Annotated in this window: 21 protein-coding genes; 11 read left to right on the forward strand and 10 right to left on the reverse strand. The window is 67.1% G+C overall.

From position 1 onward, the window contains the following. The first annotated feature begins 49 nt into the window (after positions 1–49). From ACVJ6E_RS13575 to mepK, 3 genes are all read left to right on the forward strand, one after another. Positions 50–1,621: a sigma-54-dependent transcriptional regulator gene (locus tag ACVJ6E_RS13575; RefSeq protein WP_120269619.1), complete on the forward strand. Its 1,572-nt coding sequence runs from the start codon at positions 50–52 to the stop codon at positions 1,619–1,621. A gap of 122 nt (positions 1,622–1,743) precedes the next feature. Next, complete coding sequence (locus ACVJ6E_RS13580; protein ID WP_208996748.1) at positions 1,744–3,771, forward strand: L,D-transpeptidase scaffold domain-containing protein; 2,028 nt, start codon at positions 1,744–1,746, stop codon at positions 3,769–3,771. Between the two features lie 327 nt (positions 3,772–4,098). Further along, positions 4,099–5,835 carry a peptidoglycan L,D-endopeptidase MepK gene (gene mepK, locus ACVJ6E_RS13585; protein WP_491676473.1) on the forward strand — a complete coding sequence of 579 codons (1,737 nt, stop codon included), beginning with the start codon at positions 4,099–4,101 and terminating at the stop codon, positions 5,833–5,835. Between the two features lie 266 nt (positions 5,836–6,101). Here mepK and ACVJ6E_RS13590 read toward each other — a convergent pair whose 3' ends face one another. After that, positions 6,102–6,854, reverse strand: coding sequence for a tetratricopeptide repeat protein (locus ACVJ6E_RS13590; RefSeq protein WP_491676474.1), 753 nt, complete (start codon positions 6,852–6,854; stop codon positions 6,102–6,104). Between the two features lie 393 nt (positions 6,855–7,247). Next, on the reverse strand, positions 7,248–7,475 hold the full coding sequence (gene rpsU / locus ACVJ6E_RS13595) for a 30S ribosomal protein S21 (protein ID WP_029059436.1): 228 nt from the start codon (positions 7,473–7,475) through the stop codon (positions 7,248–7,250). Positions 7,476–7,978: 503 nt separating this feature from the next. On the opposite strand from rpsU, the gene ACVJ6E_RS13600 reads away from it, so the two are divergent. After that, entirely contained in the window at positions 7,979–9,367 is a 1,389-nt protein-coding gene (locus tag ACVJ6E_RS13600; protein ID WP_120269617.1) for an MATE family efflux transporter, read from the forward strand. Between the two features lie 31 nt (positions 9,368–9,398). On the opposite strand, the gene ACVJ6E_RS13605 is transcribed toward ACVJ6E_RS13600, so the two are convergent. From ACVJ6E_RS13605 to ACVJ6E_RS13615, 3 genes are all read right to left on the reverse strand, one after another. Further along, complete coding sequence (locus ACVJ6E_RS13605; RefSeq protein WP_120269616.1) at positions 9,399–10,502, reverse strand: 5-(carboxyamino)imidazole ribonucleotide synthase; 1,104 nt, start codon at positions 10,500–10,502, stop codon at positions 9,399–9,401. A 19-nt stretch (positions 10,503–10,521) separates the two neighbouring features. Further along, positions 10,522–11,019: a 5-(carboxyamino)imidazole ribonucleotide mutase gene (gene purE, locus ACVJ6E_RS13610; protein WP_120269615.1), complete on the reverse strand. Its 498-nt coding sequence runs from the start codon at positions 11,017–11,019 to the stop codon at positions 10,522–10,524. A gap of 112 nt (positions 11,020–11,131) precedes the next feature. Then, a complete protein-coding gene (locus ACVJ6E_RS13615) occupies positions 11,132–11,353 on the reverse strand; it encodes a YdcH family protein (RefSeq protein WP_199681294.1) in 222 nt (73 codons plus the stop codon). A gap of 404 nt (positions 11,354–11,757) precedes the next feature. Here ACVJ6E_RS13615 and ACVJ6E_RS13620 point away from each other — a divergent pair, with 404 nt between their 5' ends. Beyond that, a complete protein-coding gene (locus tag ACVJ6E_RS13620) occupies positions 11,758–11,937 on the forward strand; it encodes a YdcH family protein (RefSeq protein ID WP_120269614.1) in 180 nt (59 codons plus the stop codon). 107 nt (positions 11,938–12,044) lie between these two features. Here the strand turns inward: ACVJ6E_RS13620 and ACVJ6E_RS13625 are convergent, their stop codons facing one another. Together ACVJ6E_RS13625 and ACVJ6E_RS13630 are read right to left on the reverse strand one after the other, a co-directional pair. Continuing rightward, positions 12,045–13,682 carry an acyl-CoA synthetase gene (locus ACVJ6E_RS13625; protein WP_120269613.1) on the reverse strand — a complete coding sequence of 546 codons (1,638 nt, stop codon included), beginning with the start codon at positions 13,680–13,682 and terminating at the stop codon, positions 12,045–12,047. A gap of 108 nt (positions 13,683–13,790) precedes the next feature. Then, positions 13,791–14,555, reverse strand: coding sequence for a sulfite exporter TauE/SafE family protein (locus tag ACVJ6E_RS13630; protein WP_120269612.1), 765 nt, complete (start codon positions 14,553–14,555; stop codon positions 13,791–13,793). 179 nt (positions 14,556–14,734) lie between these two features. Here ACVJ6E_RS13630 and ACVJ6E_RS13635 point away from each other — a divergent pair, with 179 nt between their 5' ends. The 4 genes from ACVJ6E_RS13635 (at position 14,735) to ACVJ6E_RS13650 (ending at position 19,424) form a co-directional block, all read left to right on the forward strand. Then, positions 14,735–14,995 (forward strand): helix-turn-helix domain-containing protein, encoded by a 261-nt coding sequence (locus ACVJ6E_RS13635; protein WP_120269611.1) that lies wholly within the window; start codon positions 14,735–14,737, stop codon positions 14,993–14,995. Further along, positions 14,995–16,314, forward strand: a complete 1,320-nt coding sequence (locus ACVJ6E_RS13640; protein ID WP_120269610.1) for a type II toxin-antitoxin system HipA family toxin — start codon at positions 14,995–14,997, stop codon at positions 16,312–16,314. Before ACVJ6E_RS13635 ends, ACVJ6E_RS13640 begins: the two co-directional genes overlap by 1 nt. Positions 16,315–16,541: 227 nt before the next feature. Beyond that, entirely contained in the window at positions 16,542–18,455 is a 1,914-nt protein-coding gene (locus ACVJ6E_RS13645) for a propionyl-CoA synthetase (RefSeq protein ID WP_120269609.1), read from the forward strand. A gap of 177 nt (positions 18,456–18,632) precedes the next feature. Beyond that, positions 18,633–19,424 (forward strand): SDR family NAD(P)-dependent oxidoreductase, encoded by a 792-nt coding sequence (locus ACVJ6E_RS13650; RefSeq protein ID WP_120269608.1) that lies wholly within the window; start codon positions 18,633–18,635, stop codon positions 19,422–19,424. A gap of 87 nt (positions 19,425–19,511) precedes the next feature. Here ACVJ6E_RS13650 and ACVJ6E_RS13655 read toward each other — a convergent pair whose 3' ends face one another. Further along, positions 19,512–21,431, reverse strand: a complete 1,920-nt coding sequence (locus tag ACVJ6E_RS13655; protein ID WP_120269607.1) for an ABC transporter transmembrane domain-containing protein — start codon at positions 21,429–21,431, stop codon at positions 19,512–19,514. A 276-nt stretch (positions 21,432–21,707) separates the two neighbouring features. Between ACVJ6E_RS13655 and rpmE the strand changes: the two genes are divergently transcribed. Continuing rightward, positions 21,708–21,932 carry a 50S ribosomal protein L31 gene (gene rpmE, locus ACVJ6E_RS13660; RefSeq protein ID WP_067218687.1) on the forward strand — a complete coding sequence of 75 codons (225 nt, stop codon included), beginning with the start codon at positions 21,708–21,710 and terminating at the stop codon, positions 21,930–21,932. Between the two features lie 233 nt (positions 21,933–22,165). On the opposite strand, the gene rcdA is transcribed toward rpmE, so the two are convergent. Together rcdA and ACVJ6E_RS13670 are read right to left on the reverse strand one after the other, a co-directional pair. Further along, on the reverse strand, positions 22,166–22,705 hold the full coding sequence (rcdA, locus tag ACVJ6E_RS13665; RefSeq protein ID WP_120269606.1) for a protease adaptor protein RcdA: 540 nt from the start codon (positions 22,703–22,705) through the stop codon (positions 22,166–22,168). A gap of 433 nt (positions 22,706–23,138) precedes the next feature. Then, positions 23,139–23,333: a DUF1192 domain-containing protein gene (locus tag ACVJ6E_RS13670; RefSeq protein ID WP_120269605.1), complete on the reverse strand. Its 195-nt coding sequence runs from the start codon at positions 23,331–23,333 to the stop codon at positions 23,139–23,141. A gap of 139 nt (positions 23,334–23,472) precedes the next feature. Here ACVJ6E_RS13670 and ACVJ6E_RS13675 point away from each other — a divergent pair, with 139 nt between their 5' ends. After that, positions 23,473–24,483 (forward strand): NAD(P)H-quinone oxidoreductase, encoded by a 1,011-nt coding sequence (locus ACVJ6E_RS13675; RefSeq protein WP_120269604.1) that lies wholly within the window; start codon positions 23,473–23,475, stop codon positions 24,481–24,483. Positions 24,484–24,581 lie beyond the last annotated feature (98 nt).

The raw sequence follows: 24,581 nt of genomic DNA on the forward strand, positions 1-24,581 counted from the left end.
CGGCTAGCCTGACCCGAATTGAGACAGTTCCGAAAAGGCAGGCGAACGCATGATCCCCACAGGCGGACGCATCCTCATCGCCGACGACGATCCCGTGCAGCGGCGCCTGCTGGAAGAGGCGGTCAAGCGCTTCGGCTACCGGGCGCGCAGTGTCGAGAACGGCGCCGAGGCCGTGGCGATGATGGCTTCGGCGGAGGGCGGCGATGTCGACCTCGTCATCCTCGACCTGGTGATGCCCGAGCTCGACGGCATGGGCGTGATCGCGCGCTTGCGCGAGATGAAGAAGACCGTGCCGATCATCGTGCAGACGGCGCATGCCGGCATCGATGCGGCGGTCAACGCGATCCGCGCCGGGGCGCAGGACTTCGTGGTCAAGCCCGTGTCGCCCGAGCGGCTGGAGGTGGCGATCCGCACCTTCATGCGCATGTCGGCGCTGGAAGGCGAGATCACCCGCATCCACAAGCAGGCAAGCGGCACCTTCTCCTTCGACGACATCGTCACGCGGTCGGACGCGATGGAGCGGGTGATCCGCGTCGGGCGGCGGGCCGCCACCTCGCATATCCCGGTGCTGATCGAGGGCGAATCGGGCGTCGGCAAGGAGCTGATCGCCCGCGCGATCCAGGGCTCCAGCGAGCGGCGGGCCAAGCCCTTCATCACCGTGAATTGCGGCGCGATCCCCGAGCACCTGGTGGAATCGATCCTGTTCGGCCACGAGAAGGGCGCCTTCACCGGGGCGGTCGACAAGCATGTCGGCAAGTTCCAGGAAGCCCATGGCGGCACGCTGTTCCTCGACGAGGTCGGCGAATTGTCGCTCGACATCCAGGTGAAGCTGCTGCGCGCGCTGCAGGAAGGCGAGATCGATCCGATCGGCTCGCGGCGGCCGGTGAAGGTCGATTTCCGGCTGATCTCGGCGACCAACCGGCGGCTGATCGACCTGGTGAAGGACGGCCAGTTCCGCGAGGACCTCTACTACCGGCTCAACGTCTTTCCGCTGTGGCTGCCGCCGCTGCGGGACCGGCCGGAGGACATTCCCGACCTGGTGCGGCACTTCCTGGCGCGTTTCGCCGCCGAGGAGGGGCGCCCGCATATCTCCACCGCTGCGCCGAATGCGGTCGCCATGCTTCAGGCCTACGACTGGCCGGGCAACATCCGCCAGCTGGAGAACGCGGTGTTCCGCGCCGTGGTGCTGTGCGAGGGCGACCATCTGGTCGCGGACGACTTCCCGCAGGTGCAGGCAAGCGTCGGCAGCCTGCCGGCCGCATCGCGGAGCGCCATCGCCCGGCCCCCCGTTTCTCACGAGGCAGCTCCGGCATCGCAGGGCGAGGGCGAGCCGGGAGGCGAGACGATGGCCAGCCAGGCACCGCAGACCGCCGGTGTCGCCCTCGGCGATGGCGGGGGCGGGCCGGCGACGCCCTTCGGCTATGTGCGCTCGCTCGACGATCACGGCCATGTCCGCAAGCTGGAAGACGTGGAGGCGGAGATGATCCGCACCGCCATCGACCACTATGGCGGGCGCATGACCGAAGTCGCGCGCAGGTTGTCGATAGGGCGCTCTACCCTCTACCGCAAGTTGAAGGACTATGGCCTCGATGCAACACCCGATGCGGAGGCGGCCGAGTAGGACCGCCCGTGACGCAACGTGACTTGCATTGACGGAACCCTGGCGGCTTGTTGGGACTTCACAAAAGAGAATCACCTCGGCACGGGCGCGGTTCGCCCGTGCGGGACAACCGGAAGAGCTTCATGGCCCGCAGCATCCGTTTTCGCCCGGCCGGCATCGCCGCAGCCACCCTTGCCGGCCTGATGCTGACGAGCGCGTTGCCGGCGCTGGCAACGACGGGGGCAATCACCGGTGCGGCCACGGACGCCGAGACGCCGGCCGTTATTGCCGCGCCGCTGCCCGAACCGGCGCTCGCCGTCCTGCTAGAGACGGGGGCCGGCTTTTCCGAAACCGACAATGCGCTGCCCTTCATGAGCGCGGAGCGGCGCAAGCAGCTGGAAGAGTTCTACGCCGCGCGCGGCTACGAGCCGCTGTGGATCGCCGATGGCGTGCCGACGGTCGAGGCGCGGCGGCTGGTCGCGCGTCTGGGGCAGGCGGACCGCGACGGGCTGAAGGTCTCCGACTACGCCTTGCCGGGCGAACTGGCCCGCTCCGCCGGACGCATGGACGAGGCGCGGGCCGCGCGGTTCGAGGCGCTGCTGTCGGCCGCGGCCCTTGCCTATGCCGATCATGCGCAGGCCGGCCGCGTGCAGCCGGTGTCCCTGTCGAAGAACGTGACGCTGGACCCGGTGCATCCCGAGCCGCAGGAGGTGCTGGCCGCGCTTGCCGCCTCCGCCGATCCGGCGGCGACGCTCGAGGGCTACAATCCGCCGCAGCCGGGCTTTGCCGCGCTGCGCGAGAAGCTGGCCGAGATCCGTGCGCGCGGCAGGGACGAGACGCCGCCGATGGTGCCGGAAGGTGCGACGCTGAAGGAAGGCATGCGCGATGCGCGCGTTGCGGTGCTACGGGCCCGGCTCGGGCTGGCGGTGCAAACCGCCGCCGAGGCGCCGGCAGAGGCCGAGGCGGCTGCCGATGCTGTTGCGGACGCGGTGTCTGCTGAGGATGCTGTTGCAGATGCGGTGTCCGCCGAGGACGCTGTTGCGGACGCGTCCGTGGCAGATGCAGCCGTGGCAGATGCGACCGTTGCCGGAGAGAGCGCGGCGAGCGAGGCCGCCGGGAGCGAAGTCCTGGCGGAAGAGCTGTTCGATGCGCGGGTGAAGGAGGCGGTGCTCGCCTTCCAGCGCAAGAACGGGCTGCATGCCGACGGCGTCGTCGGCCCGCGCACGCTGCTGGCCTTGAACGCTGTCTCCGACGACGGCATGGCCGAGAGCGACATCCTCGCCAACATGGAGCGCTGGCGCTGGATGCCGCGCGACCTCGGCGCCTTCCATATCTTCGTGAACATCCCGGAGTTCAAGGCGCGGCTGTTCCGCGACGGGGCGCAGGTCTACGAGACCCGCGTCGTCGTCGGCAAGCCGTCGAACCAGACGCCTGTCTTCTCCGACGTGATGGACCACGTCATCGTCAATCCCTACTGGAACGTGCCCTATTCCATCGCCTCGGAAGAGCTGCTGCCGTCGATCATGTCGAATGCCAGCTATCTGTCGCAGCGCAATTACGAGGTGCTGGCCGGCGGGCGCGTGGTCGATCCGTCCTCGATCGACTGGGCGGGCGTGAACCTCAACAAGGTGCGCATCCGCCAGCGGCCGGGCGGCGGCAACGCGCTGGGCCAGATCAAGTTCATGTTCCCCAACCGGCATGCGGTCTACCTGCATGACACGCCGTCCAAGAGCCTGTTCTCCCGCTCTGCCCGCGCCTTCTCGCATGGCTGCGTGCGCGTGCAGGATCCGTTCGATTTCGCCGATGCGCTGCTGCAGCTGGACGGCCAGTGGACCGCGGCGCGGCTGAAGTCGATGATCGGCGGACAGGAGAAGCGGGCGGACCTGACTCGGCCGGTGCCGGTGCATCTGGCCTATTTCACCGCCTTCGTCGACGAGAACGGCAATCTGCAGCGCCGTCCGGACATCTATGGCCACAACGCCACGCTGACCAAGGCGCTGGAGATCGACGGCTGGGAGGGCTGGCAGCGCTATGCGGTGGCCGCTCCGGTGAAGCGGGCACGCCCCCCGGTGGCGCAGACCGAGCCGGCGAAGAAGCAGAAGGTGGTCGACCTTGCCGCCGAGCGCCAGCGCATGTTCATGCGCCGCCAGCGGGCAAGCTCCGACTACTGAGATCTGAAAAAATCGTGCAGGCGAGTCGTTCCGGCGGCACCGGAATCGTCCGATGATCGTCCCTTGCGTGCCGGTCGAGCGGGCGCGCAGGGGCTTGCCGCCCTTGACGGCGGGGCCACACATGAGAGAAAAGGCCGCTTATCGGCATTTTTTTCGGTAATGATGCGCAATTGCCACGATTTGCGCTCATTTCGGAATACGGTAAAGGCTTCTTAACCTCGGTCCCTTACATCAGTCCGACGGGGGGCGATGTTCGGCGGAACCGCCGGCAAACAAGCGAGACTGACATTGCTCGAGGCATGGTTTTCCCGGCTGCGATATCGCGCGTTGCCAGCACTGGCGCTTGCCGCTTTCGCCCTGGCGCTGCTGTCGCCCATGTCGCTGTCTCCGGCGTCTGCGGAGACGCGCACGCTGAAGCTCTACAACACCCATACGCATGAGCGCGTGTCGATCACGTTCAAGCGCAACGGCCGCTATGTGTCCGAGGGGCTTCGCGAGCTGAACCGGTTCCTGCGGGACTGGCGGCGCAACGAAAGCACCAAGATGGATCCGAAGCTCTTCGATCTCATCTGGGAAGTGTATCAGCAGGCCGGCACGAACGAGGCGATCCACGTCGTTTCCTCCTATCGCTCGCCCGCGACGAACAACATGCTGCGCGGCCGCTCGCGCGGCGTCGCCAAGAACAGCCAGCACACGCGCGGCAAGGCGATGGACTTCTTCATTCCCGGCGTCAACATTTCCAAACTGCGCGCCATCGGCCTGCGCAAGGAAATCGGCGGCGTCGGCTTCTATCCGACCTCGCGCACGCCCTTCGTGCACATGGACACCGGTTCGGTGCGCCACTGGCCGCGCATGACCCGCTCGCAGCTGGCCAAGGTGTTCCCGCGCGGCGATACCATCCACGTGCCCACCGACGGCAAGAAGATGCCCGGCTATGCCGAGGCGCTGGCGCGCCACAAGCGCGGCGTGTCGAGCCGTCCGACGGCCGTTGCCAGCGCATCGTCCGGAACGCCCCGCCGCTCCGGCGATATCGAGGATGGCGGCATCACGCGGCGTCCGGCCGGCGGCGCGAGCTCCGGTGGTCCGAGCCTGTTCGCCCGCATCTTCGGCGGCGACGAGGACGAGGGCGAGGATGTCGCGACGCAGCCGACCCCGCCGGCTCCGGTGACCCGTACGCAGGTTGCCAGCGCTGCTCCGGCCAGCCCGGCTCCCGTTCCGTCCGAGGCGCCTCCGGGCGTGCGCTCGGCGGCAGCGCCGGCCCCGGTGCCCGCCGCCGCCAGCGAATCGGTGACCATCGTCCAGGTGATGCCGCGCCTCAAGCCGCAGGACTTCCAGGCGATCGTCGCCGCAGCAGCCGGCGCCGGCAATGGCGGCACGCTCGACGGCCAGGCCCGCAGGCTGGCAGGCGGCCTCCCGGCCGTGGAGGCGACCACCGTCGCCGCCGCAGAGCAGACGCCCACGCAGGCTCCGATCACGGTCGCTGCCATCGCGCCGCCCGCCAAGCCGGCAGAACTGCGCCAGGGCCCGATCGATGCCGCGACGACCGGCTCGCCGCTCGCCGCCCGTCCGCGTCCGGCTCCGGCCGACGGCGTGTCGGCCATCGCCGCCGCGACCGGCGCGCAGCCCAGCCGCAAGCCGCAGGTGGATATCGCCGGCGCGACGCTGGCCTATGCGCCGGCCACCGCTTCGGCCACCGCGCTCGGCACGTCCACCGCATCGCAGACGCGGGCACCCGCCGCCTCCGCGGCTCCGGCCGCGCGCCAGGCCGCATCGGTGTCCGGCCGCCTGCCCGAGCCGGTGATCCGCGATCCGCTGGCCCGCTTCGCGGCGCTGCCGGACCGCACGGCAATTCCCGACATCATCTCGGGCCTGACCAACACCCGCACGCAGACCTTTGCCCAGCTGCAGCACCCGAACCAGCGTCGTCTAGAACTGCTGATGGCCCCGGGCGGCCGGGTCTATGCCAACCGCTTCGGCGTGTCCGCGCGTGATGGCGAGATGCCGCGCCCGGACCGGTTCGAGGGTCCGGCCGTGGTGCTGCTTCCGGTGGTCTCGCTCCACTGAGGCCGTAAGGGCGCCAACCGAAACACATGAAACGGCCGGCAGCGATCACCCGCTGCCGGCCGTTTCGCGTTTGCGGGAACAGGCACGCGTAACGCGGATGCGCCAGGGCGCCATGCGTCAACGGAAAAGGCGCGCAAAGGCCATTCGCAGGGCGCGCAGCCCCGCGTGGGCGGGGCCTGCCGAGTACGTCAGATGGAGGGGTGGGTAATGCTAAGTGCGGGGATGGCGCGGGGGCGTGCCGCCCCCGGCAAAGCCGCGCCGCGTCGTCAGCTGCGGGTGACGTTGGGCGAGCCGCGATCGAGCCGGCCGATGCCCTCGCGGGCGATCTCGTTGGAGGCGTCGATGCCGAGCGCTCGGTTGTAGGACCGGCGCGCGTCGCTGGTCTGGCCGAGCGTTTCCAGCGCGATACCGCGATTGGCCCAGGCAATGGCCGAGCGCTGGTCGCGGTTCACCGCGTCGGACAGGTCCGACAGCGCAGCCTTGGGATCGTTGAGAGCGAGATAGGAGATGCCGCGCGCGATATAGGGTTCGGCCGCGTTGGGATCGAGGCCGATGGCGGTGGCGAAATCCTCGACGGCGCGCTGGTGATTGCTGCGCGCCTGGTGGATCAGACCGCGATTGTGGAAGGCGCGGGCGTTGCTCGAGTCGAGCCGGATGGCGGCGTCGAAATCGACCAGCGCCTGATCGACGCGGCCGAGCTCGCGATAGGCATTGCCGCGCCCGACCAGGGCAAGGTCGTAATCCGGCTTGATGCGCAGGGCCGCGCTGTAGTCGTTGACGGCGGCGTTGATGTTGCCCATGCGGCGATGGACCAGCGCGCGGTTGGCATAGGCCTGATAGGAGTTCGGCGACAGCTGCAGGGCCGTGTCGAAATCCGCCATCGCTTCCTTGAAGCGTCCGGCCTGGCCGTAGGCGATGCCGCGGGTGTTGTAGGCGGCCGCGTCGCGCGGGTTGGCCTCGATCACCGCATTGAGCGAATCGATATTGGCGGCAGAGCCGGCCGAGCGGTCAATCGGCACGCCGGAAGACAATCCGGCAGCCTGACAGCCCGCCGCGAGCAGCGCTGCGGAAAGGACGATGCCCTTCCAGGGAGCGGGTCGAAACTTCGCCTTATGCTGCAATGCCGCCACCTCGATTGGTCCTGTCCTCGTCACGGGGTTCGTGCCGGAACAATGGCATGATCGCCCGCCGCGATCCACCCGCGCGAGGGTGTCAGCCGAATCGGGCGGAAACCCGGCGAGCCTGCCGCCCGCCGAGGCAAGGTCGATCCGTATTGCCGGCAGCCGCCCGCGAGCGGACGCCGTCGGCTCAAACGGCTTCGCCTCCATGCCGGGCTCGTCGGCCCGGAGCAGGAGGCGAAAGACCTGAAGGGATCGGCTTGAAGAGGCGCGATGAAAATCGCGCCGGGCCGTTTAGCGGCGGGGAGCCTTGCTCGGCAGCAGGCCTTCGCGCTGGGCGCGCTTGCGCGCCAGCTTGCGGGCGCGGCGAACGGCTTCAGCCTTCTCGCGGGCCTTCTTCTCGGACGGCTTTTCGTAGTGGCCGCGAAGCTTCATCTCGCGAAAGATGCCTTCGCGCTGCATTTTCTTCTTAAGCGCCTTGAGCGCCTGATCGACATTGTTGTCGCGGACCAGAACCTGCACGCGTCTTTTCCCATCGTGTTTGCACGGGATGCGGACCTGCATCCTGTGCCGGAGCAATCTCAATGTGATGCGGAAGCGAAGTCGAACCGCAACCGGAACCGGTCGCCATCCGGGAAGGGGCTGCAACCTGCATAAAGACAAGGCTGCGCCGCCCTCGCGTCGCCAGTCAGGGCGTTGTGTTAGCAGAGGCGATTGCGCTTGTCCACCTGCATTCGCCCGCGAAATGCACTGTTTCGCGGCTTTGAAGCGGTCACTCCGGGCCCTTATCGTCACACGATTTCAGCATCGGTGCGTCATGCTGTGCCGGCCGGTTTTTGTGGACACGGTTGTAGTGAGCGACTAGGAAGGTTTCCCGGTTGTTGGCTCAGGTTTCGTCCATTTGCGGCGCAGTGCCACCCGGCGTCCAAGTCCTTCGCCCGTGCGGGACCTGGTTGCGTTGTCCCGAGGCTCTGCCCGGTATCGACGCGCCGGTGTGAGCTCCGGGCGCTCCCGGAGTGCATGGGATGAACGATACGTCTCCGACCCGCGCGGCCGGCCGGTTTTCCGTCCTTTGGCGCGGTGACATCCTGCCGACACTGGCGCTCGGCGCCCCGATCGCCGGGGCGCAGGTGGCGCAGATGGCGGTCAACACCGCCGACGTGCTGATGATCGGCTGGCTCGGCGCGACCGAGCTGGCCGCCGCCGTGCTGGCCTTCAATCTCTATATCGTGCTCTGGCTTTTCGGCATGGGCGTGCTGCAGGCGGTGATCCCGCTCGCGGCGCGTGCGCGCGGCGAGGGCAAGGCGCGCGACCTGCGCCGGGCCGTACGCATGGGCTTCTGGTTCGTCGCCTTCTATTCTATCCCGGCCTGGGCCGTGATGTGGCACACCGAGGAGCTGCTGATCGCGCTCGGCCAGAAGCCGGAAGTGGCGGCGCTCGCCGGCGGCTATGCCCGCATCATGATGATCTCGCTGCTGCCTTCGCTGCTGACCATGGCGCTGCGCAGCTTCATCACCGTGATGGAGCGGGCGCAGGCGGTGCTGTGGGCGACGATCGCCGGCGCCGTGATGAATGCGGCGGTCAATTATGTGCTGATCTTCGGCCATTTCGGCTTTCCGCGGCTGGAGCTGGTGGGCGCTGCCATCGGCTCCGTGATCACCGCGACGGTGACGCTGCTGCTGCTGGTCGGTTATGTCCTGCGCGACCGGCAGCTGCGGCGCTATGCCGTGTTCGGCCGGATCTGGCGGTCCGACTGGCCCAAGCTCGCCGAGATCGTCTGGCTGGGATGGCCCATCGCGGTGACGCTGCTGGTCGAGGTGGCGCTGTTTTCCGGCACCTCGGTGATGATGGGCTGGATCGGCACCATCGACCTTGCGGCCCATGGCATCGCCACGCAGCTCGCCTCGATCACCTTCATGGTGCCGATCGGCATCGGCCAGGCGGCGATGATCCGCATCGGCCTGGCGGCCGGGCGCGGCGACCGGCCCGGCGTCGGGCGCGCGGGCTGGACGGGCTTCGGCATCGGCATGGCCTTCATGGGCGCCTGCGCCATCGCCTTCTGGGTGATTCCCGGCACGCTGGTCGGCCTGTTCCTCGACTTCGACAATCCGGACGCGGCGAATGTCTTCGCCATCGGCGTCAGCTTCCTGGCGGTCGCCGCGCTGTTCCAGGTCTTCGACGGGGCGCAGGTGATCGGCGGCAGCCTGTTGCGCGGCCTGTCGGACACCAAGGTGCCGATGATCATGGCGATCGTCGGCTATTGGGGTGTGGGAATGACCGGCGCCTATATCCTCGGCTTCCCTCTCGGCCTCGGCGGCATCGGGATCTGGCTCGGACTGGCGGCGGGGCTTGCCTTCGTCTCGGTCCTCGTCATGTGGCGCTTCTCGCTGCGCGAGAGGATCGGCCTGCTCTGACGGCGGAGGGATCCTGAGGGCCTGAGGGCCCTCAGGCCCTCAGCGGACGGATGCGGTTGACGTGGCCCATCTTGCGGCCCTGGCGGCTTTCCGTCTTGCCATAGAGATGCAGCGAGGCGCCCGGTTCGGCTAGGATCGCGTCCCAGCGGTCGGCCTCGTCGCCGATCAGGTTCTCCATCACCACGTCGGAATGGCGCTCGGCGCTGCCCAGCGGCCAGCCGGCGACGGCGCGCACATGCTGCTCGAACTGCGACACCTGGCAGGCGTCCTGGGTCCAGTGGCCGGAATTGTGCACGCGCGGGGCGATCTCGTTGACGACGAGGCGCGGTCCGCCCGCTCCCTCCGGCAGAACGAACATCTCGACGCCGATCACGCCGACATAGTCGAGCCGCTCGCACACCGTCTCCGCCATCTGCCGGGCCTGCGCGGCAAGCTCGGGCTCAAGGGTCGCCGGGACGGTCGAGGTCTTGAGAATGTGGTCGCGGTGGACGTTCTCGGCGACGTCGTAGGCGCGCAGGGTGCCGTCGACGCCGCGAGCGGCGATGACCGAAACTTCCCGCTCGAAGGGAACGAAGGCTTCCATGATCGCGGCCTGGCGGCCGAGCCGGGTGAAGGCGTCGCGCGCCTCCGCGCCCGAGCGCAGCAGGATCTGCCCCTTGCCGTCATAGCCGAGGCGCCGGGTCTTGAGGATGCCCTTGCCGCCGGCTTCCTCGAGGGCGGCAACCGCCGCCTCGTCGCTGTCGACGCGCCAGAAACCGGCGACCGGAATGCCGGCCGTCTGCAGGAAGGTCTTTTCCTCCAGCCGATCCTGCGAGACCGCAAGGGCACGCGGCCCCGGGCGCACCGGCACGCGGGCGGCCAGATGGCTGGCGGTCGGGCCGGGGACGTTCTCGAACTCGTAGGTCACCACGTCGACGGACGCGGCGAACATGTCCAGCGCGGAGATGTCGTCATAGCCGGCGATGGTGTGGGTATGGGCAACGTCGAAGGCGGGGCTCGCGGGATCTGGGCAGAAGATGTGGGTCTTCAGGCCGAGGTGCGCCGCCGCCAGCGCAATCATGCGGCCGAGCTGGCCGCCGCCGAGAATGCCGATCGTGTCGCCGGGCCGCAGGGGCCGGTCACCGGTCTTGATCATCTGCCGTCGTTCCTGCTGGTCATGCGTCGTCGGAAGGGTGCTCGGCGACCGCGTCGGACTGGCGCTGGCGCCATGCGTCGAGCCGCTCGGCAAGGGCGCTGTCGGTCAGGGCCAGCACGGCGGCCGCAAGCAGCGCCGCGTTGACCGCACCGGCCCGGCCGATGGCGAGCGTGCCGACGGGAATGCCGGCCGGCATCTGGACGATGGACAGAAGGCTGTCCTCGCCCTTCAGCGTGCGGGACTCGATCGGAACGCCGAAAACGGGGAGCGGGGTCATGGACGCGGTCATGCCGGGCAGGTGCGCTGCACCGCCGGCGCCGGCGATCACCACCTTGAAGCCGGCATCGCGCGCGCCGGTCGCGAAATCGTAAAGCCGCTGCGGTGTCCTGTGGGCCGAGACGATGCGCGCCTCGTGGGAGACGCCGAGCGCCTCCAGCGTGTCGGCGGCGTGTTTCATGGTCGGCCAGTCGGACTGACTGCCCATGATGATCGCCACTTGCGGATTTGCCTCGCCCATGCGCGCCCCTGACTGAGGTTGCTGTTGCCGGTCGTGCCGGAAGGCTCCGCACTATAGGCAGAGCCGGGCAGGGCGCAAGGGGCTTGCGGGGGCTGGTTGCAGCGAGCGTCCGTCAGGCGATGATGTCGGGCAGCAGGCGATCCTCAAGGGTGGAGATGCGGTCCTTCAGCGCGAGCTTCTTTTTCTTCAGCCGCTGCAGCTGCAGCGCGTCGGCACGCCCGGTCTCCACCATGGCGCCGATGGCCATGTCGAGGTCCCGGTGCTCCTGACGCAGGCGCGCAAGCTCGATGCGCACCGTCTTGTCGTCGAACTCGCTGTCCATGCCCGCATCCATGCCTCTACTCCAGACTTCCGGCGCAAACGCCCGCAAGATCAGCGGAAGAGCCACCGCGTGTCGCAGGGCCTTTCCGAAAAGCCGATCCTCTCTCCTGCCGCGGAAACACTCCCCTCCGCAGGCAAAACCGCTTCTCGTCCTGAGGATACCGCGATGGCGGGCCGGGCGGTAGACCCGTTGAACGCGATGGTGAAGGGAGGGGCATGACGAGCGGCCGGGACAGGGTGTCGCAGGCGGAGATTACCGGAAAGATATCGTCAAAATGACGTAGCGAAATACGACGTAAACCCGGCGCTAACGGCGATTCCGCAACCGCCGTCCAGGGGTCCCGGAAGGGTTCGACAGGCCGCACAGGCTGTGTCACACTCATGTTGTCAAACGCGAATAGGCAAGGAGGTTTGTCCATGTCCCTTCAGTCGCATCTGGTCGAGTTGAAGAAGCGTCACTCGGATCTTGAGCGAAAACTGGAAGAGGCGATGCGTCATCCAAGCGCAGACTCGCTGGAGATCGCCACCCTCAAGCGCCAGAAACTTCAGCTCAAGGACGAGATCGAGCGGATTCGCGCCGGTTCCACCCTGCACTGAAGATATTGCATTGACACGGGCAGGGCTCAAAGCCCTTCCGCAAACAGCAGAAGCCGCGGCAGTGCCGCGGCTTTTGCCGTTTCATGGGGGGAAATAGCGGGGCGCCGTCAGACCTTTCGGGCCATCTCGCGCAGCACGAATTTCTGCACCTTGCCGGTCGAGGTCTTCGGCAGTTCGGTGAAGACCACGTGCCGGGGCACCTTGTAGCGGGCAAGCCGCTCGCGGCAGAACTCGATGATCTCCTCGGCTCCGACCGACGCGCCGGGGCGCAGCTCGACGAAGGCGCAAGGGGTCTCGCCCCACTTGTCGTCCGGGCGGGCGACCACGGCGGCAGCCATGACGTCGCGATGCTTGAACAGCACGTCCTCCACCTCGATGGAGGAGATGTTCTCGCCGCCGGAGATGATGATGTCCTTGGAGCGGTCCTTGAGCTGGATGTAGCCGTCCTCGTGCATGACGCCGAGATCTCCGGAATGGAACCAGCCGCCGGACAGGGCCTCGGCCGTGGCCTCCGGGTTCTTGAGATAGCCCTTCATCACGACATTGCCGCGGAACATCACCTCGCCCAGGGTCTCGCCGTCGGCCGGGACCGGCTGCATCGTCTGGGGATCGAGCACGGCAAGATCCTCCAGCGCCACGTAGCGCACGCCCTGGCGGGCCTTCAGTGCGGCCTGCTCGGTGGCGGGGAGCGCATCCCATTCGCGCTTCCAGTCGTTGACGACGGCAGGGCCGTAGACCTCGGTCAGGCCGTAGAGGTGGGTGACGTTGAAGCCGGCCTCCTTCATCGCCGCGAGCACGGCCTCGGGCGGGGGAGCCGCGGCGGTGAAGAACTCGACGATGCGCCCGTCAAGGTCGCGTTTTTCCTCGTCCGGCGCGTTGAGCACGGTCGACATGACGATCGGAGCGCCGCACAGATGGGTGACGCCCTCCTCGGCGAGCGCCTCCCAGATCTGCTGCGCGCGGACCCAGCGCAGGCATACATGGGTGCCGGCGACCAGCGACAGCGACCAGGGAAAGCACCAGCCATTGCAATGGAACATCGGCAGGGTCCACAGATAGACCGGGTGCCGGGCCATGGAGGCGGTCAGGACGTTGGCCTGGGCCAGCAGATAGGCGCCGCGATGGTGGTAGACGACGCCCTTCGGATTGCCGGTCGTGCCGGAGGTATAGTTCAGCGAGATCGCGTCCCACTCGTCCGCCGGCAGTTGCCAGGCGAAGTCGGGATCGCCGGACGCGACGAATTCCTCGTAGCCGATCTCGCCCAGCAGCTCTCCCGTTTGCGGAAACTGCAGATCGTCATAATCGATGACGAGCGGGGAGACCTTTGCCAGCGCCAGCGCCTCCTTCATCACCGGGGCGAATTCCCGGTCGGTGATGACGACCTTGCTTTCCGCGTGGTCGAGCTGGAAGGCGAGGACGGCGGCGTCGAGCCGGGTGTTGAGCGAGTGCAGCACGGCGCCGGTCATCGGCACGCCGTAATGAGCCTCGAGCATCGGCGGGGTGTTGGAGAGCATCACCGTGACCGTGTCGTTCTTGCCGATGCCTCTTGCGGCCAGCGCCGAGGCGAGCCTGCGGCTGCGGGCATAGAACTCGGCATAGGAGACGCGCTGGCGCCCGTGCACGATGGCGGTGTGTTCGGGGAAGACGGCGGCGGCCCTGGCCAGGAAGCTCAAGGGCGAAAGCGGTGTGTAGTTCGCCTGGACCTTGTCGAGATCGCGCGTGAAAGGGTTGCCGTTATCGGCCATTCGTTCCTCCGCAGGTGCCCTGTCGCCGGCGCTATTCGCTTCCGCCGTTTCTCCGGCATCAAAGCCGCAAAGGCCTTTTCGATCAACTGCGCATAAAAGGCAGGGCGTTCAGGCGAGCAGGGCGCTCAGACCGTCCCACAAGAGCTTCAGGCCGATCACGCCGACGGCGAGGTAGGTGATGCGGTAGAACAGCGCCGGCTGCACCCGCCGCACCAGCCAGACGCCGGCAAGGGTCGCCAGCGGCGCGAGGGGCAGCAGCATCGCGGACGTGGCAAGGTTCGTCGCGTCGAACTGGCCGAGCGCGGCATAGGGCACCAGCTTGACCGCGTTCATCGTGGTGAAGAACAGCACCGTGGTGCCGGCGAAGCGGATCGGGTCGAGCCGCAGCGGCAGCATGTAGATCTGGTAGGGCGGGCCGCCGGTATGGCTGACGAAGCTGGTGAAGCCGGAAATGGCGCCCCAGAAGCGGCCGGCCCATGGACGCTGCGGCTTCGGCTCGCCCCGTTTTGCGCCGCCGCGCAGATAGTCGAGCGTGAAGAGGATGGCGACGCTGCCGACCAGCAGGCGCACATGCGCGTCGCTGACATGGGCGGCCGCGAGATAGCCGATGCCGATGCCCAGGATCGCCGGCGGCAGCAGGATGCGCAGGCTCTCCCCGTCATATTTGCCGCGATAGGCGATGAGGCCGGACATGTCCATGACCACGAGGATCGGCAGCATGATGCCGGCGGCCTGCACCGGCGGGATCACCAGGCTCATCATCGGTACGCCGAGCAGCGCCAGCGGCCCGCCGAAGCCGCCCTTGGCCAGGCCGACCAGGATCACCGCCGGGATGGCGAAGGCGTAGAACAAGGGGTCGGTGACGGGATGCACGGGGGGCTTCCTGAAGGAGGGTGCGGGGCATACTAAGGTCCCTTCCGGGAAAAGCAAACGCTATACGCCAAAGCGTATAATTTCAGTATATATCTCTTAGCGTATAAAAATAGATTATACGCTGTGTTATATATTTGCGAGATATCGGGTTTGGCGTATAGAGCTGTGAGGAGGCCAGCATGAGCGACCTTGCACGCAGTCCGAAGCAGATCGGCAGCATTATCCGGCGCGTCCGCAAAAAGCGGGGGCTGAGCCAGATGGAACTCAGCGAACGGACCGGTCTTCGGCAGGGTACGATCTCGCTCATCGAGACCGGCAATCCGGCCGCACGTATCGAGACGCTGCTGGCCATCCTGGCTGCGCTCGATCTGGATTTCAGGATCAGTACGCGTGAGCCCGGCCCGTCACGTACCGACGATCTTGAAGATCTGTTCGGATAATGGGGCGCCGGCCGACATACCCGCCTCTGCGGGTCTACCAGAACGGACGCCTCGTCGGCCTTCTGCTGAAGGAGCCGGGTGGAGGCGTTGCATTCCGCTATGACACCGGGTGGCTGGAGCGGGCCAATGCGGTTCCGGTGTCCTTGTCGCTGCCTCTGCGGGAGGATGCCTATCGCGGGGAGCCGGTCCTTGCGGTGTTCGAGAACCTGCTGCCGGATTCCGACGCCCTGCGCCGACGGGTGGCCGAGACGGTGGGCGCGCGGGGGATCGATGCCTTCGCCATGCTGTCGCGGATCGGCCGCGATTGCGTCGGAGCCCTGCAGTTCGTTGCCGGCGACGAAGAGCGCAAGGAGGACAGCTCCTCGAATGGCGAAGTCCTGGACGAGGCTGCCGTCGAAAGGGTCCTGCAGAACCTTGCAAGGGCACCGCTGGGTATCGAGCGGGACGAAGATTTTCGGATCTCTCTTGCCGGCGTCCAGGAAAAGACCGCTCTTCTGCGCCGTGACGGACGCTGGCTGAAACCGCATGGCACGACGCCGACGACACATATCTTCAAGACGCAGATCGGGGTGCTACCCGGCGGGATCAACCTCGCCGACAGCGTGGAGAACGAGTTCTACTGCCTGAAGCTGGCCGAGGCCTTCGGCCTTGCCGTCAATGCGGCGGAGATATGCGTCTTCGGAGAGACGAAAGCGCTGGTGATCGAGCGCTTCGACCGTTTGCGGACGCGGGACGGCCGCCTGCTGCGGCTGCCCCAGGAAGACTGCTGCCAGGCGCTGTCGGTTCCCCCGACGCTCAAATACCAGAGCGACGGCGGGCCGGGCATGGTCGAGATTCTCGACCTGCTCAAGGGAAGCGATACGCCGCTCGAGGATCAGGAACTGTTCCTGGCCGCCCAGATTTTCTTCTGGGCGATCGGAGCAACGGACGGGCATGCGAAAAACTTCAGCCTCTTCCTGAGGCCGGGCGGTGCGTTTCGCCTGACACCGTTCTACGACATCCTCACTGTCCAGCCGCTGCTGGATGCTCGTCAGATCACGAAACGGCAGATGAAGCTCGCCATGTCTGCCGGCCGCAACCGGCATTATCGTGTGGACGAGATACAGCCGCGCCACTTTCCGCAGACGGCCGGATTGGCCAATGTTGCCGAAAGAACGGCGTTGCGTGCGCTGGAGCACGTGGCCGGCAGGGCGGAGCGCGCTTTCGAAGAGGTGGAACAGGCCTTGCCACCGGGGTTTCCCGAGCGGATCCATGCCTCGGTCAGGGACGCGGCCATGCCGCGCATTGCGGCGATCTCCCGCCTGTTGCGGGAACGTTGAGTTGCTTGGGAGGCGACGCCGCGCGCCTAAGCAAACTTCCCATTCGCCGAATGTATAGGGCCGCAAGGCTTGCCTTACCCCTTTCGGTGACGGCAGATACGCAGTCGAAGACGTCCGGCAGCCGGGCGGGGGCGAGGAGGTCCCCGCGCATGTGACGGGCGGGAAAAGGTCCGGCCTGCGCAGCCCCGCGCGGCGGTGCGACCGGGAACGACAGGGAGGTGAGGGCAATGGCCAGCCGTTATCACGAGGTCTACGAGGCGTGGCAGCGCGATCCGGAGGGCTTCTGGGCGAAGGCCGCGACCGAGATCGACTGGGTGAAGCCCTGGGACAAGGTCTTCGACCCGTCGATGGGCGGCTATGGCCAGTGGTTCGCGGGTGCGGAGTGCAACACCTGCTACAACTGCCTCGACCGGCATGTGGAGCGCGGACGCCCCGGCCAGCCGGCGATCATCTACGACAGCCCGATCACTGGCGCCAAGGCCGTCTTCACCTATGAGGAGACGCTGGCGCGGGTGAACGCGATGGCCGCGGTGCTGGCCGACCACGGCATCGGCAAGGGCGACCGCGTCATCATCTACATGCCGATGATCCCCGAGGCGGTGATGGCGATGCTGGCCTGCGCCAGGCTCGGCGCGGTGCATTCGGTCGTCTTCGGCGGTTTTGCCGCGCGCGAGCTTGCCACCCGCATCGACGACGCGACGCCGAAGGCGATCATCGCCGCGTCCTGCGGCATCGAGCCGGGCCGGGTGGTGGCCTACAAGCCGCTGCTGGATGCGGCCATCGACATGTCCCGGCACAAGCCCGAGGCCTGTTTCGTGCTGCAGCGGCCGCAGGCCGAGGCGGCGCTGGACGGAGCGCGCGACCATGATCTCGGCGCGCTGGCCGGCGATGCGCTGGCGCAGGGGCGCGAGGTGCCTTGCGTCCCGGTGAAGGCGACCGATCCGCTCTACATCCTCTACACATCCGGCACGACGGGCCAGCCGAAGGGCGTGGTGCGCGACAATGGCGGCCATATGGTCGCGCTGAAGTGGACCATGGAGAACCATTACGGCATCGCGCCGGGCGAGGTGTTCTGGGCGGCCTCCGATGTCGGCTGGGTCGTCGGGCATTCCTACATCGTCTATGCGCCGCTGCTGCAAGGGGCGACCACGGTGGTGTTCGAGGGCAAGCCCATCGGCACGCCCGATGCCGGCGTGTTCTGGCGGGTGATTTCCGAGCATGGCGTCGTCAGCCTGTTCACCGCACCGACGGCCTTCCGCGCGATCAAGAAGGAAGATCCCGAAGGCAAGCTGATCGGCGACTACGACCTTGCCGCCTTCCGCACCCTGTTCCTTGCCGGCGAGCGGGCCGACCCGGACACGATCGCCTGGGCGGAGGACAAGCTCGGCGTGCCGGTGATCGACCACTGGTGGCAGACGGAGACGGGCTGGCCCATTGTCGGCAATCCGGTCGGGCTCGGCATGCTGCCGGTGAAGCACGGCTCGCCGACCGTGCCCATGCCCGGCTACGACGTGCAGGTGGTGGACGATGCCGGGCACCCGGTCGCCAGGGACGCGCTTGGCAATGTGGTGATCAAGCTGCCGCTGCCGCCGGGCTGCCTGCCGACGCTGTGGAATGCGCCGGAGCGGTTCCATGCGAGCTACCTGGAGGAGTTCCCCGGCTACTACAAGACGGCGGACGCCGGCCTGATGGACGAGGACGGCTATCTCTTCATCATGGCGCGCACCGACGACATCATCAACGTGGCCGGCCACCGCCTGTCGACGGGCGCGATGGAAGAGGTGCTGGCGAGCCACAAGGACGTGGCCGAATGCGCGGTGATCGGCGTTGCCGACCAGCTCAAGGGTCAGGCGCCCTGCGGCTTCGTCGTGCTGAAGGCCGGCGTCAACCGGCCGCATGCGGAGATCGAGAAGGAGCTCGTCGCCCTGGTGCGCGAGAAGATCGGCCCCGTCGCCGCGTTCAAGCTGGCGATCACCGTCGAGCGTCTGCCCAAGACCCGCTCGGGCAAGATCTTGCGCGCGACCATGCGTCAGGTCGCGGACGGTGCGGATTACCGGATGCCGGCGACGATCGACGATCCGGCGATCATCGACGAGATCGCCGCTGCGCTGAAGGAGCGGGGCCTGCCGGTCGCCGGCTGAGGACTGCCGGGAGATCGGGACCGCCGGCACCGCCGTGCGCCCCCGGTTCTCCAGACGCTTTTGCCGCTCGTGCATCGACAGGGGCGGCGGCGCGGCCTATGTTCGCCCGCTGAGATGGCTGCCCGGTACGGGTGGCCCGTCCCGAAATTGCGTGAACAGACAATAGCGAGGAACCCCGTGTCCCTGGAAAAGAAGGTTGCCATCGTCACCGGCGCGGCCGGCGGTATCGGCTACGCCATTGCGCGCCGGTTTCTCTCCGACGGCGCCAAGGTGGTCATCGCCGATGTGGACGATGCGCGCGGCGAGGCGGCCGAGGAGGAACTGAAGGCCCTCGGCGAGGTGCGCTACGTCCACTGCAACGTCGCGGAGAAGCTCGACGTGCGCAATCTGGTGGCGGCGACGCTGGATGCCTTCGGCGACATCGACATCCTGGTGAACAATGCCGGCATCGTCATCGGCGGCGACTTCCTCGATCTCGACGAGGCGGATTTCGACCGCGTGCTGTCGGTGAACCTGAAGGGCGCGTTCCTGTGCACCCAGGCGGTCGCTCGTCACATGGTCGACAAGGTGGAGGCAGGCGGCGAGCCCGGCGTCATCATCAACATGTCGTCGGTGAACGCGGTCTTCGCCATCGCCAACCAGGTGCCCTATTCGATCTCCAAGGGCGGCATGAACCAGCTGACCAAGGTCGCGGCGCTGTCGCTGGCGCCGTACGGCATCCGCGTCAACGGCATCGGCCCCGGTTCGATCATGACCGACATGCTGGCCTCGGTGAACTCGGACAAGGCGGCGCGCATGCGGGTGCTCTCGCGCACCCCGCTCGGCCGCGTCGGCGAGCCGTCGGAGATCGCCGGCGTTGCCGCGTTCCTCGCCTCGGACGATTCCAGCTACATGACTGGCCAGACGCTCTATGCCGACGGCGGGCGCCTGCCGCTCAACTACACGGTGCCGGTCGCCGAAGAGGACTGAGCCGGGCCATCCCGCTCGACACGACGAAAAAAGGCCGGGCGCCCGAGGCGTCCGGCCTTTTCGTATGTGGGTGAGAGTGAGCGCGCTCTACTCGGCGGCGGAACTGCGGTCCTCGCGCGGGCTGTCGAAGGCCTGCGCCCCGCTCTCGAACTGCAGCTTGGCGAGCTTGGCGTACAGGCCGCCGCGCGCGACGAGATCGGCATGGGTACCGCTCTCGACGATGCGCCCGCCCTCCATGACGATGATCCGGTCGGACTTGAGCACGGTGGCAAGGCGATGGGCGATCACGAGCGTGGTGCGCCCCTGCATCAAACCTTCCAGCGCCGTCTGCACCAGGGTCTCGCTCTCGGCATCGAGCGCGCTGGTCGCCTCGTCGAGCAGCAGGATCGGCGCGTCCTTCAGGATGGCACGGGCAATGGCGATGCGCTGGCGCTGGCCGCCCGACAGGGTGATGCCGCGCTCGCCCACAGCCGTGTCGTAGCCCTCGGGAAGCGCGCGGATGAACTCGTCGGCAAAGGCGGAGCGGGCAGCTGCCTCGATCTCCGCGCGTGTCGCCTCGGGCCGGCCGAAGGCGATGTTGTCGGCGATGCTGGCGGCAAACACCGTGGTGTCCTGCGGCACGAGCGCGATCTGGCGGCGCAGGTCGAGCGGATCGCAGTCGCGCAAGGAAGTGCCGTCGACGCGCACCGTGCCGCTGGTGGGATCGTAGAAGCGCATCAACAGGTGGAACAGCGTCGACTTGCCGGCGCCGGACGGGCCGACGATAGCGACGGTCTCGCCGGGCGCGACATCGAGGCTGACATCGGTGAGCACGGGCAGCCCGCCGCCCGCGCCGTAGGCGAAGGAGACGCCGTCGAGCCCGACCGCGCCCGACAGGCGCGGCGGCAGCTTCACCGGGTTTTCCGGGGCGGCGATTTCCGGCTCGATCTTCAGCAGCTCGGACAGGCGCTCGGCGGCGCCGGCGGCCAGCGAGATTTCGCCCCAGACCTGGCTGAGCTCTCCGAGCGCGCCAGCGGCGAAGATCGAGTAGAGCAGGAACTGGCCGAGCTCGCCGGCGGTGATGCGGCCGACGAACACGTCGCTGGCACCGACCCACAGCACCGTGACGACGCTGCCGGCGATGATGAACATCGCAAAGGCGGTGAGCAGGGCGCGGGCGAAGATCGCCGTGCGTGCGGCGCGGAAGGCCTCCTCGACGCTGCCGCCGAAACGCAGGCTGGCCATCGCCTCGTTGTTGAAGGCCTGGAGGGTGCGGACCGCACCGAGCGTCTCGGAGGCATAGGCGGAGGCGTCGGCCAGCGTGTCCTGCGCATGGCGCGAGCGACGACGCACGCTGCGGCCGAAGGCGATGAGCGGCAGGACGATGACCGGGATCGCGCCGAGCACGAACATGGACAGGCGCGGGCTGGTGACGACCATCATCGCCGAGGCGCCGAGGAACATCATCAGGTTGCGCATGGCGATCGACGCGCTGGCGCCGACGGCGGACTTGACCTGGGTGGCATCGGCCGTCAGGCGCGAGACCATCTCGCCAGAACGGGCGCTGTCGAAATAGCCGGGGGAAAGGCGGATGATGTGGCTGTAGACGTCGGCCCGCAGGTCCGCGACGATCCGCTCGCCGAGCGAGGTCACCATGTAGTAGCGCAGGGCCGAGAAGGTCGCGAGCGCGGCGGCGACGAGAATGAGCACCGAGAAATAATTGTCGACGAGGGACGGGTCGTCCGCGCCGAAGCCGAAATCGATCATCCGTCGGATCGCGATCGGCAGGACGAGCGTCGTCCCGGCCGCACCCATCAGCGCCAGAAGCGCGAGGAGAGCCCGGCCCCGATACTTGATCAGGTAGGGAAGAAGGGTGGCCAGTGGCCTGAGATCGCGTTTGCCGCCGCGGTCGGGCGTTGAGGGGGAGCCGTATCGGGACACGCTTGTTCTTGCTCTCTGTTCCTGCCGGATGCCTGGCGGACCATACCGGTTCGAGGCGGGAAGGCCAACCTGCGCGAGCGGTCGCATTTGTCGCGGGGGCCCTGACGGGCGGCGGCGGAAACTCGGCTTTGCGGCCTTGTTTTCGGCCGATGGATGGGCTATAGGCTCGCGCTCAAGGTTTCAGGTGCTGCGCGCTTGCCTGCGTGGCCCGCCAACGAATCCGTGACTTCGTCAAGAAGCTGTGACACGACGCCACCGGGTGCGCTTGTCCTGCCCGACGGACGGGGACACGCCGACAACTCCAACATGAATGCGCCGCGCCTCCCCAGGGCCGGTGTAAGCCGCAGGCACGGGGACGAGAAGATGAAGAAGGACATTCATCCCGACTACCACTCCATCAAGGTGGTCATGACGGACGGCACCGAGTTCCACACGCGCTCGACCTATGGCGAGGACGGCGACTCGCTGCAGCTCGACATCGATCCGCGCACCCATCCGGCATGGACCGGCGGCGACCGCCAGCTCATGGACCGTGGCGGCCGCGTCTCGCGCTTCAAGAACAAGTACGCCGGTTTCCTGGGCAACTGATTGCCCGGAAATCCGCTCCGCCCTGCCGGGTGGATGCAAGACACGAAAAACCCCGGATGCCTCAGGCTCCGGGGTTTTTTCGTTTCGCGTCGTGTTTTCGGGAATTTGCGGCGCTGGAAAGGCCGGTACCGCGGTGGCGGGCAGTCCGCACGGGATCTGCTGTCGTTCCCGCGGGCGGGTTTGCGTTTCGAAAGGATGGCCCTTGGGGGCCGATCCTGTCCGAAGGGCCTGCCTTAGCCGAGCGAGCTGCCGCGCCCGCCGAAAGCGGCGCTGAGCACGTCGAGCTGGATCGCGACCGGATTGTCGACCGGCACCGGCTCCGCGTGGCGGCTTTCGTAGATCATCCTGTCGAGATGCTGAATCCGCTCCTGTAGGCGCACCGAGCGCTCGATCAGGTCGCGCAGCTCCTCGGGGAGCTCCTGCCAGCCGGGTCCGCCGCGCGTGGAGGAGAGCGTGTCGAGGCGCACCTTGTTCTTCTCGCTGCCGGCCTGCTCGGCCGACATCTCGCCTTCGTTGACGGCGCGCTGGAGCAGCAGCCAGGAAGCCATCTGCATCAGCCGGGTGGTCAGGCGCATGGATTCCGTCGCATAGGCGAGCGAGCCCGCACGCGGCAGCGACTTCGACTGCACCCGTCCTTCGCCGTCGAGATAAGCGGCGGTCTCTTCGACCAGGGCCATGCCATCCCGGAAAAGTGCGGAGAACATTTCCGAATTGGCGAGCCGGTCGGCGAAGTCGATGGTGCTTCTCCGTGTGGATGAGAACCAGTCCGTCATGCGCCAGTGCCTCCTGTCCAGCTTTGTCTCAATACCTTGCAACCGCGGTGTCTGCCGGCGCTTCTGCGAGGCCTTGGCAGGGCAAATGTCCCAAATCGGGGCGTTGCGGTCGGGTCAAAGTGTATCGTGCAATCGGCGTGCCACACCGTCTGGCGCAGGCGGGTAGGCACGCAACAGGGGATACACCGAAGGAGCCGGCAAAAAAAGAGCCGCGGTGTCCGCGGCTCGAAGTCATTAACAGGGAGGCGTCAAACAGAGTGGACAGGAGCCACTCGAAATCCAGATGACTGGATACCCACAGTTATGAATTAGAAAGCTTAATAAATAGTAAATGACTAAATTTTTAGTGAATCTGCTTGCTTGACGCAAAGGCTCCCAAAGTCAAATTTGAAGTAAATAGCGTGAGTTAACTGTGGTGCCGCCGATCGTGCGATCACTTGCGGAACAGGGCATCGGCAGCGGCGCGCACGCCGCCGCGGGCGTCCCGCTCTCGCTCGGTACGGGAAATCTCCTCTGTCAACCGCTCAATGCGCCTTGTCAGTTCATCCACAGATAGTCGCGACAGATCCTCGCCCACGACGACCGGAGAGGCGCGGGAACTGGTCTTCGATTCGAACTCGTCCTGCATTTTCGCGTTCTCCTCCTGAGTATCCGCAAGGCCCCGACCGGCGTCAGGATGTCCGTCCGATCATGCTCTCGTCAATTGTCAGGCCTTGCGGGACGTCTTAAACCGGGACGCTATAACGGCCCGAAGGAGGACTGGCACGATGAGCGACACACCTCGCATGATGACGGCAATCGGTTTCGAGACACCCGGCGGGCCCGATGTGCTGGCGCCGATGCAGCGCCCCGTCCCGGCGGCGGCGGCCGGCGAGGTGCTGATCCGCGTCGAGGCCGCGGGCGTCAACCGGCCGGACGTCATCCAGCGCATGGGCCACTATCCGCCGCCGCCGGGCGTCACCGATATCCCGGGCCTCGAGGTTGCCGGCACCGTCGTCTCGCTCGGCCCCGACGTGTCGGGCATTGCCAAGGGCGACAAGGTCTGCGCCCTGGTACCGGGCGGCGGCTATGCCGAATATGTGGCCGCTCCCGCCGGCAGCGTGCTGCCCGTGCCTGCCGGCCTCACCATGGCCGAGGCGGCCGCGCTGCCCGAGACCTTCTTCACCGTGTGGACGAATGTCTTCGACCGGGTAGGGCTGAAGGCGGGCGAACGGTTCCTGGTGCATGGAGGAACGTCGGGCATCGGCACGACGGCGATCCAGCTGGCGAAGGCCTTCGGCGCGGAAGTCTTCACCACGGTTGGCTCGGAAGACAAGGCGGAGGCTGTGCGCAAGCTCGGCGCCGACCATGCGATCAACTACAACAAGGCCGACTTCGTCGAGGTAGTGCTGGAGGCGACCGGCGGCCACGGTGTCGAGGTGATCCTCGACATGGTCGGCGGCGACTATGTGGAGCGGAACTGGAAGGTGGCGGCCGTGGAAGGACGCATCTGCCAGATCGCGACGCTGAACGGCATCGCGGAGAACGTCAATTTCTCGCGGCTGATGGTCAAGCGGCTGGTCCATACCGGCTCGACACTGCGCCCGCGCGAGGCCGCGTTCAAGGCGGCGATCGCCGCACAGCTGCGCGAAAAGGTGTGGCCGCTGATCGAGTCCGGCACGGTGCGGCCGGTGATGGATTCCACCTTCCCGCTCGCGGACGCCGCTGCGGCACATGCGCGAATGGAGAGCTCCGGACACATCGGCAAGATCGTCCTTTTGACCGAAGCCGCGACGTGATCCATGTTTGATTTCATGAAGGGGAACGCGTATAAGCCTGAAAGTTCCCCTTCCATGCGACAGATGATTTTGGCTTTGCCGGCTCCTGCGCTTACAAG

The sequence above is a fragment of the Stappia sp. G46H5W genome (assembly GCF_058448995.1).

Excerpts from the sequence above, each read along its gene's own strand:
- ACVJ6E_RS13580 (WP_208996748.1), top strand. The coding sequence starts at position 1,744 with ATGGCCCGCAGCATCCGTTTTCGCCCGGCCGGCATCGCCGCAGCCACC.
- ACVJ6E_RS13625 (WP_120269613.1), bottom strand. The coding sequence starts at position 13,682 with ATGGCCGATAACGGCAACCCTTTCACGCGCGATCTCGACAAGGTCCAG.
- ACVJ6E_RS13615 (WP_199681294.1), bottom strand. The coding sequence starts at position 11,353 with ATGGATGCGGGCATGGACAGCGAGTTCGACGACAAGACGGTGCGCATC.
- ACVJ6E_RS13575 (WP_120269619.1), top strand. The coding sequence starts at position 50 with ATGATCCCCACAGGCGGACGCATCCTCATCGCCGACGACGATCCCGTG.
- ACVJ6E_RS13620 (WP_120269614.1), top strand. The coding sequence starts at position 11,758 with ATGTCCCTTCAGTCGCATCTGGTCGAGTTGAAGAAGCGTCACTCGGAT.
- ACVJ6E_RS13605 (WP_120269616.1), bottom strand. The coding sequence starts at position 10,502 with ATGATCAAGACCGGTGACCGGCCCCTGCGGCCCGGCGACACGATCGGC.
- rcdA (WP_120269606.1), bottom strand. The coding sequence starts at position 22,705 with ATGACGGACTGGTTCTCATCCACACGGAGAAGCACCATCGACTTCGCC.
- ACVJ6E_RS13600 (WP_120269617.1), top strand. The coding sequence starts at position 7,979 with ATGAACGATACGTCTCCGACCCGCGCGGCCGGCCGGTTTTCCGTCCTT.
- ACVJ6E_RS13655 (WP_120269607.1), bottom strand. The coding sequence starts at position 21,431 with ATGCGACCGCTCGCGCAGGTTGGCCTTCCCGCCTCGAACCGGTATGGT.
- ACVJ6E_RS13640 (WP_120269610.1), top strand. The coding sequence starts at position 14,995 with ATGGGGCGCCGGCCGACATACCCGCCTCTGCGGGTCTACCAGAACGGA.
- ACVJ6E_RS13635 (WP_120269611.1), top strand. The coding sequence starts at position 14,735 with ATGAGCGACCTTGCACGCAGTCCGAAGCAGATCGGCAGCATTATCCGG.
- ACVJ6E_RS13670 (WP_120269605.1), bottom strand. The coding sequence starts at position 23,333 with ATGCAGGACGAGTTCGAATCGAAGACCAGTTCCCGCGCCTCTCCGGTC.
- purE (WP_120269615.1), bottom strand. The coding sequence starts at position 11,019 with ATGGGCGAGGCAAATCCGCAAGTGGCGATCATCATGGGCAGTCAGTCC.
- rpmE (WP_067218687.1), top strand. The coding sequence starts at position 21,708 with ATGAAGAAGGACATTCATCCCGACTACCACTCCATCAAGGTGGTCATG.
- ACVJ6E_RS13645 (WP_120269609.1), top strand. The coding sequence starts at position 16,542 with ATGGCCAGCCGTTATCACGAGGTCTACGAGGCGTGGCAGCGCGATCCG.
- ACVJ6E_RS13675 (WP_120269604.1), top strand. The coding sequence starts at position 23,473 with ATGAGCGACACACCTCGCATGATGACGGCAATCGGTTTCGAGACACCC.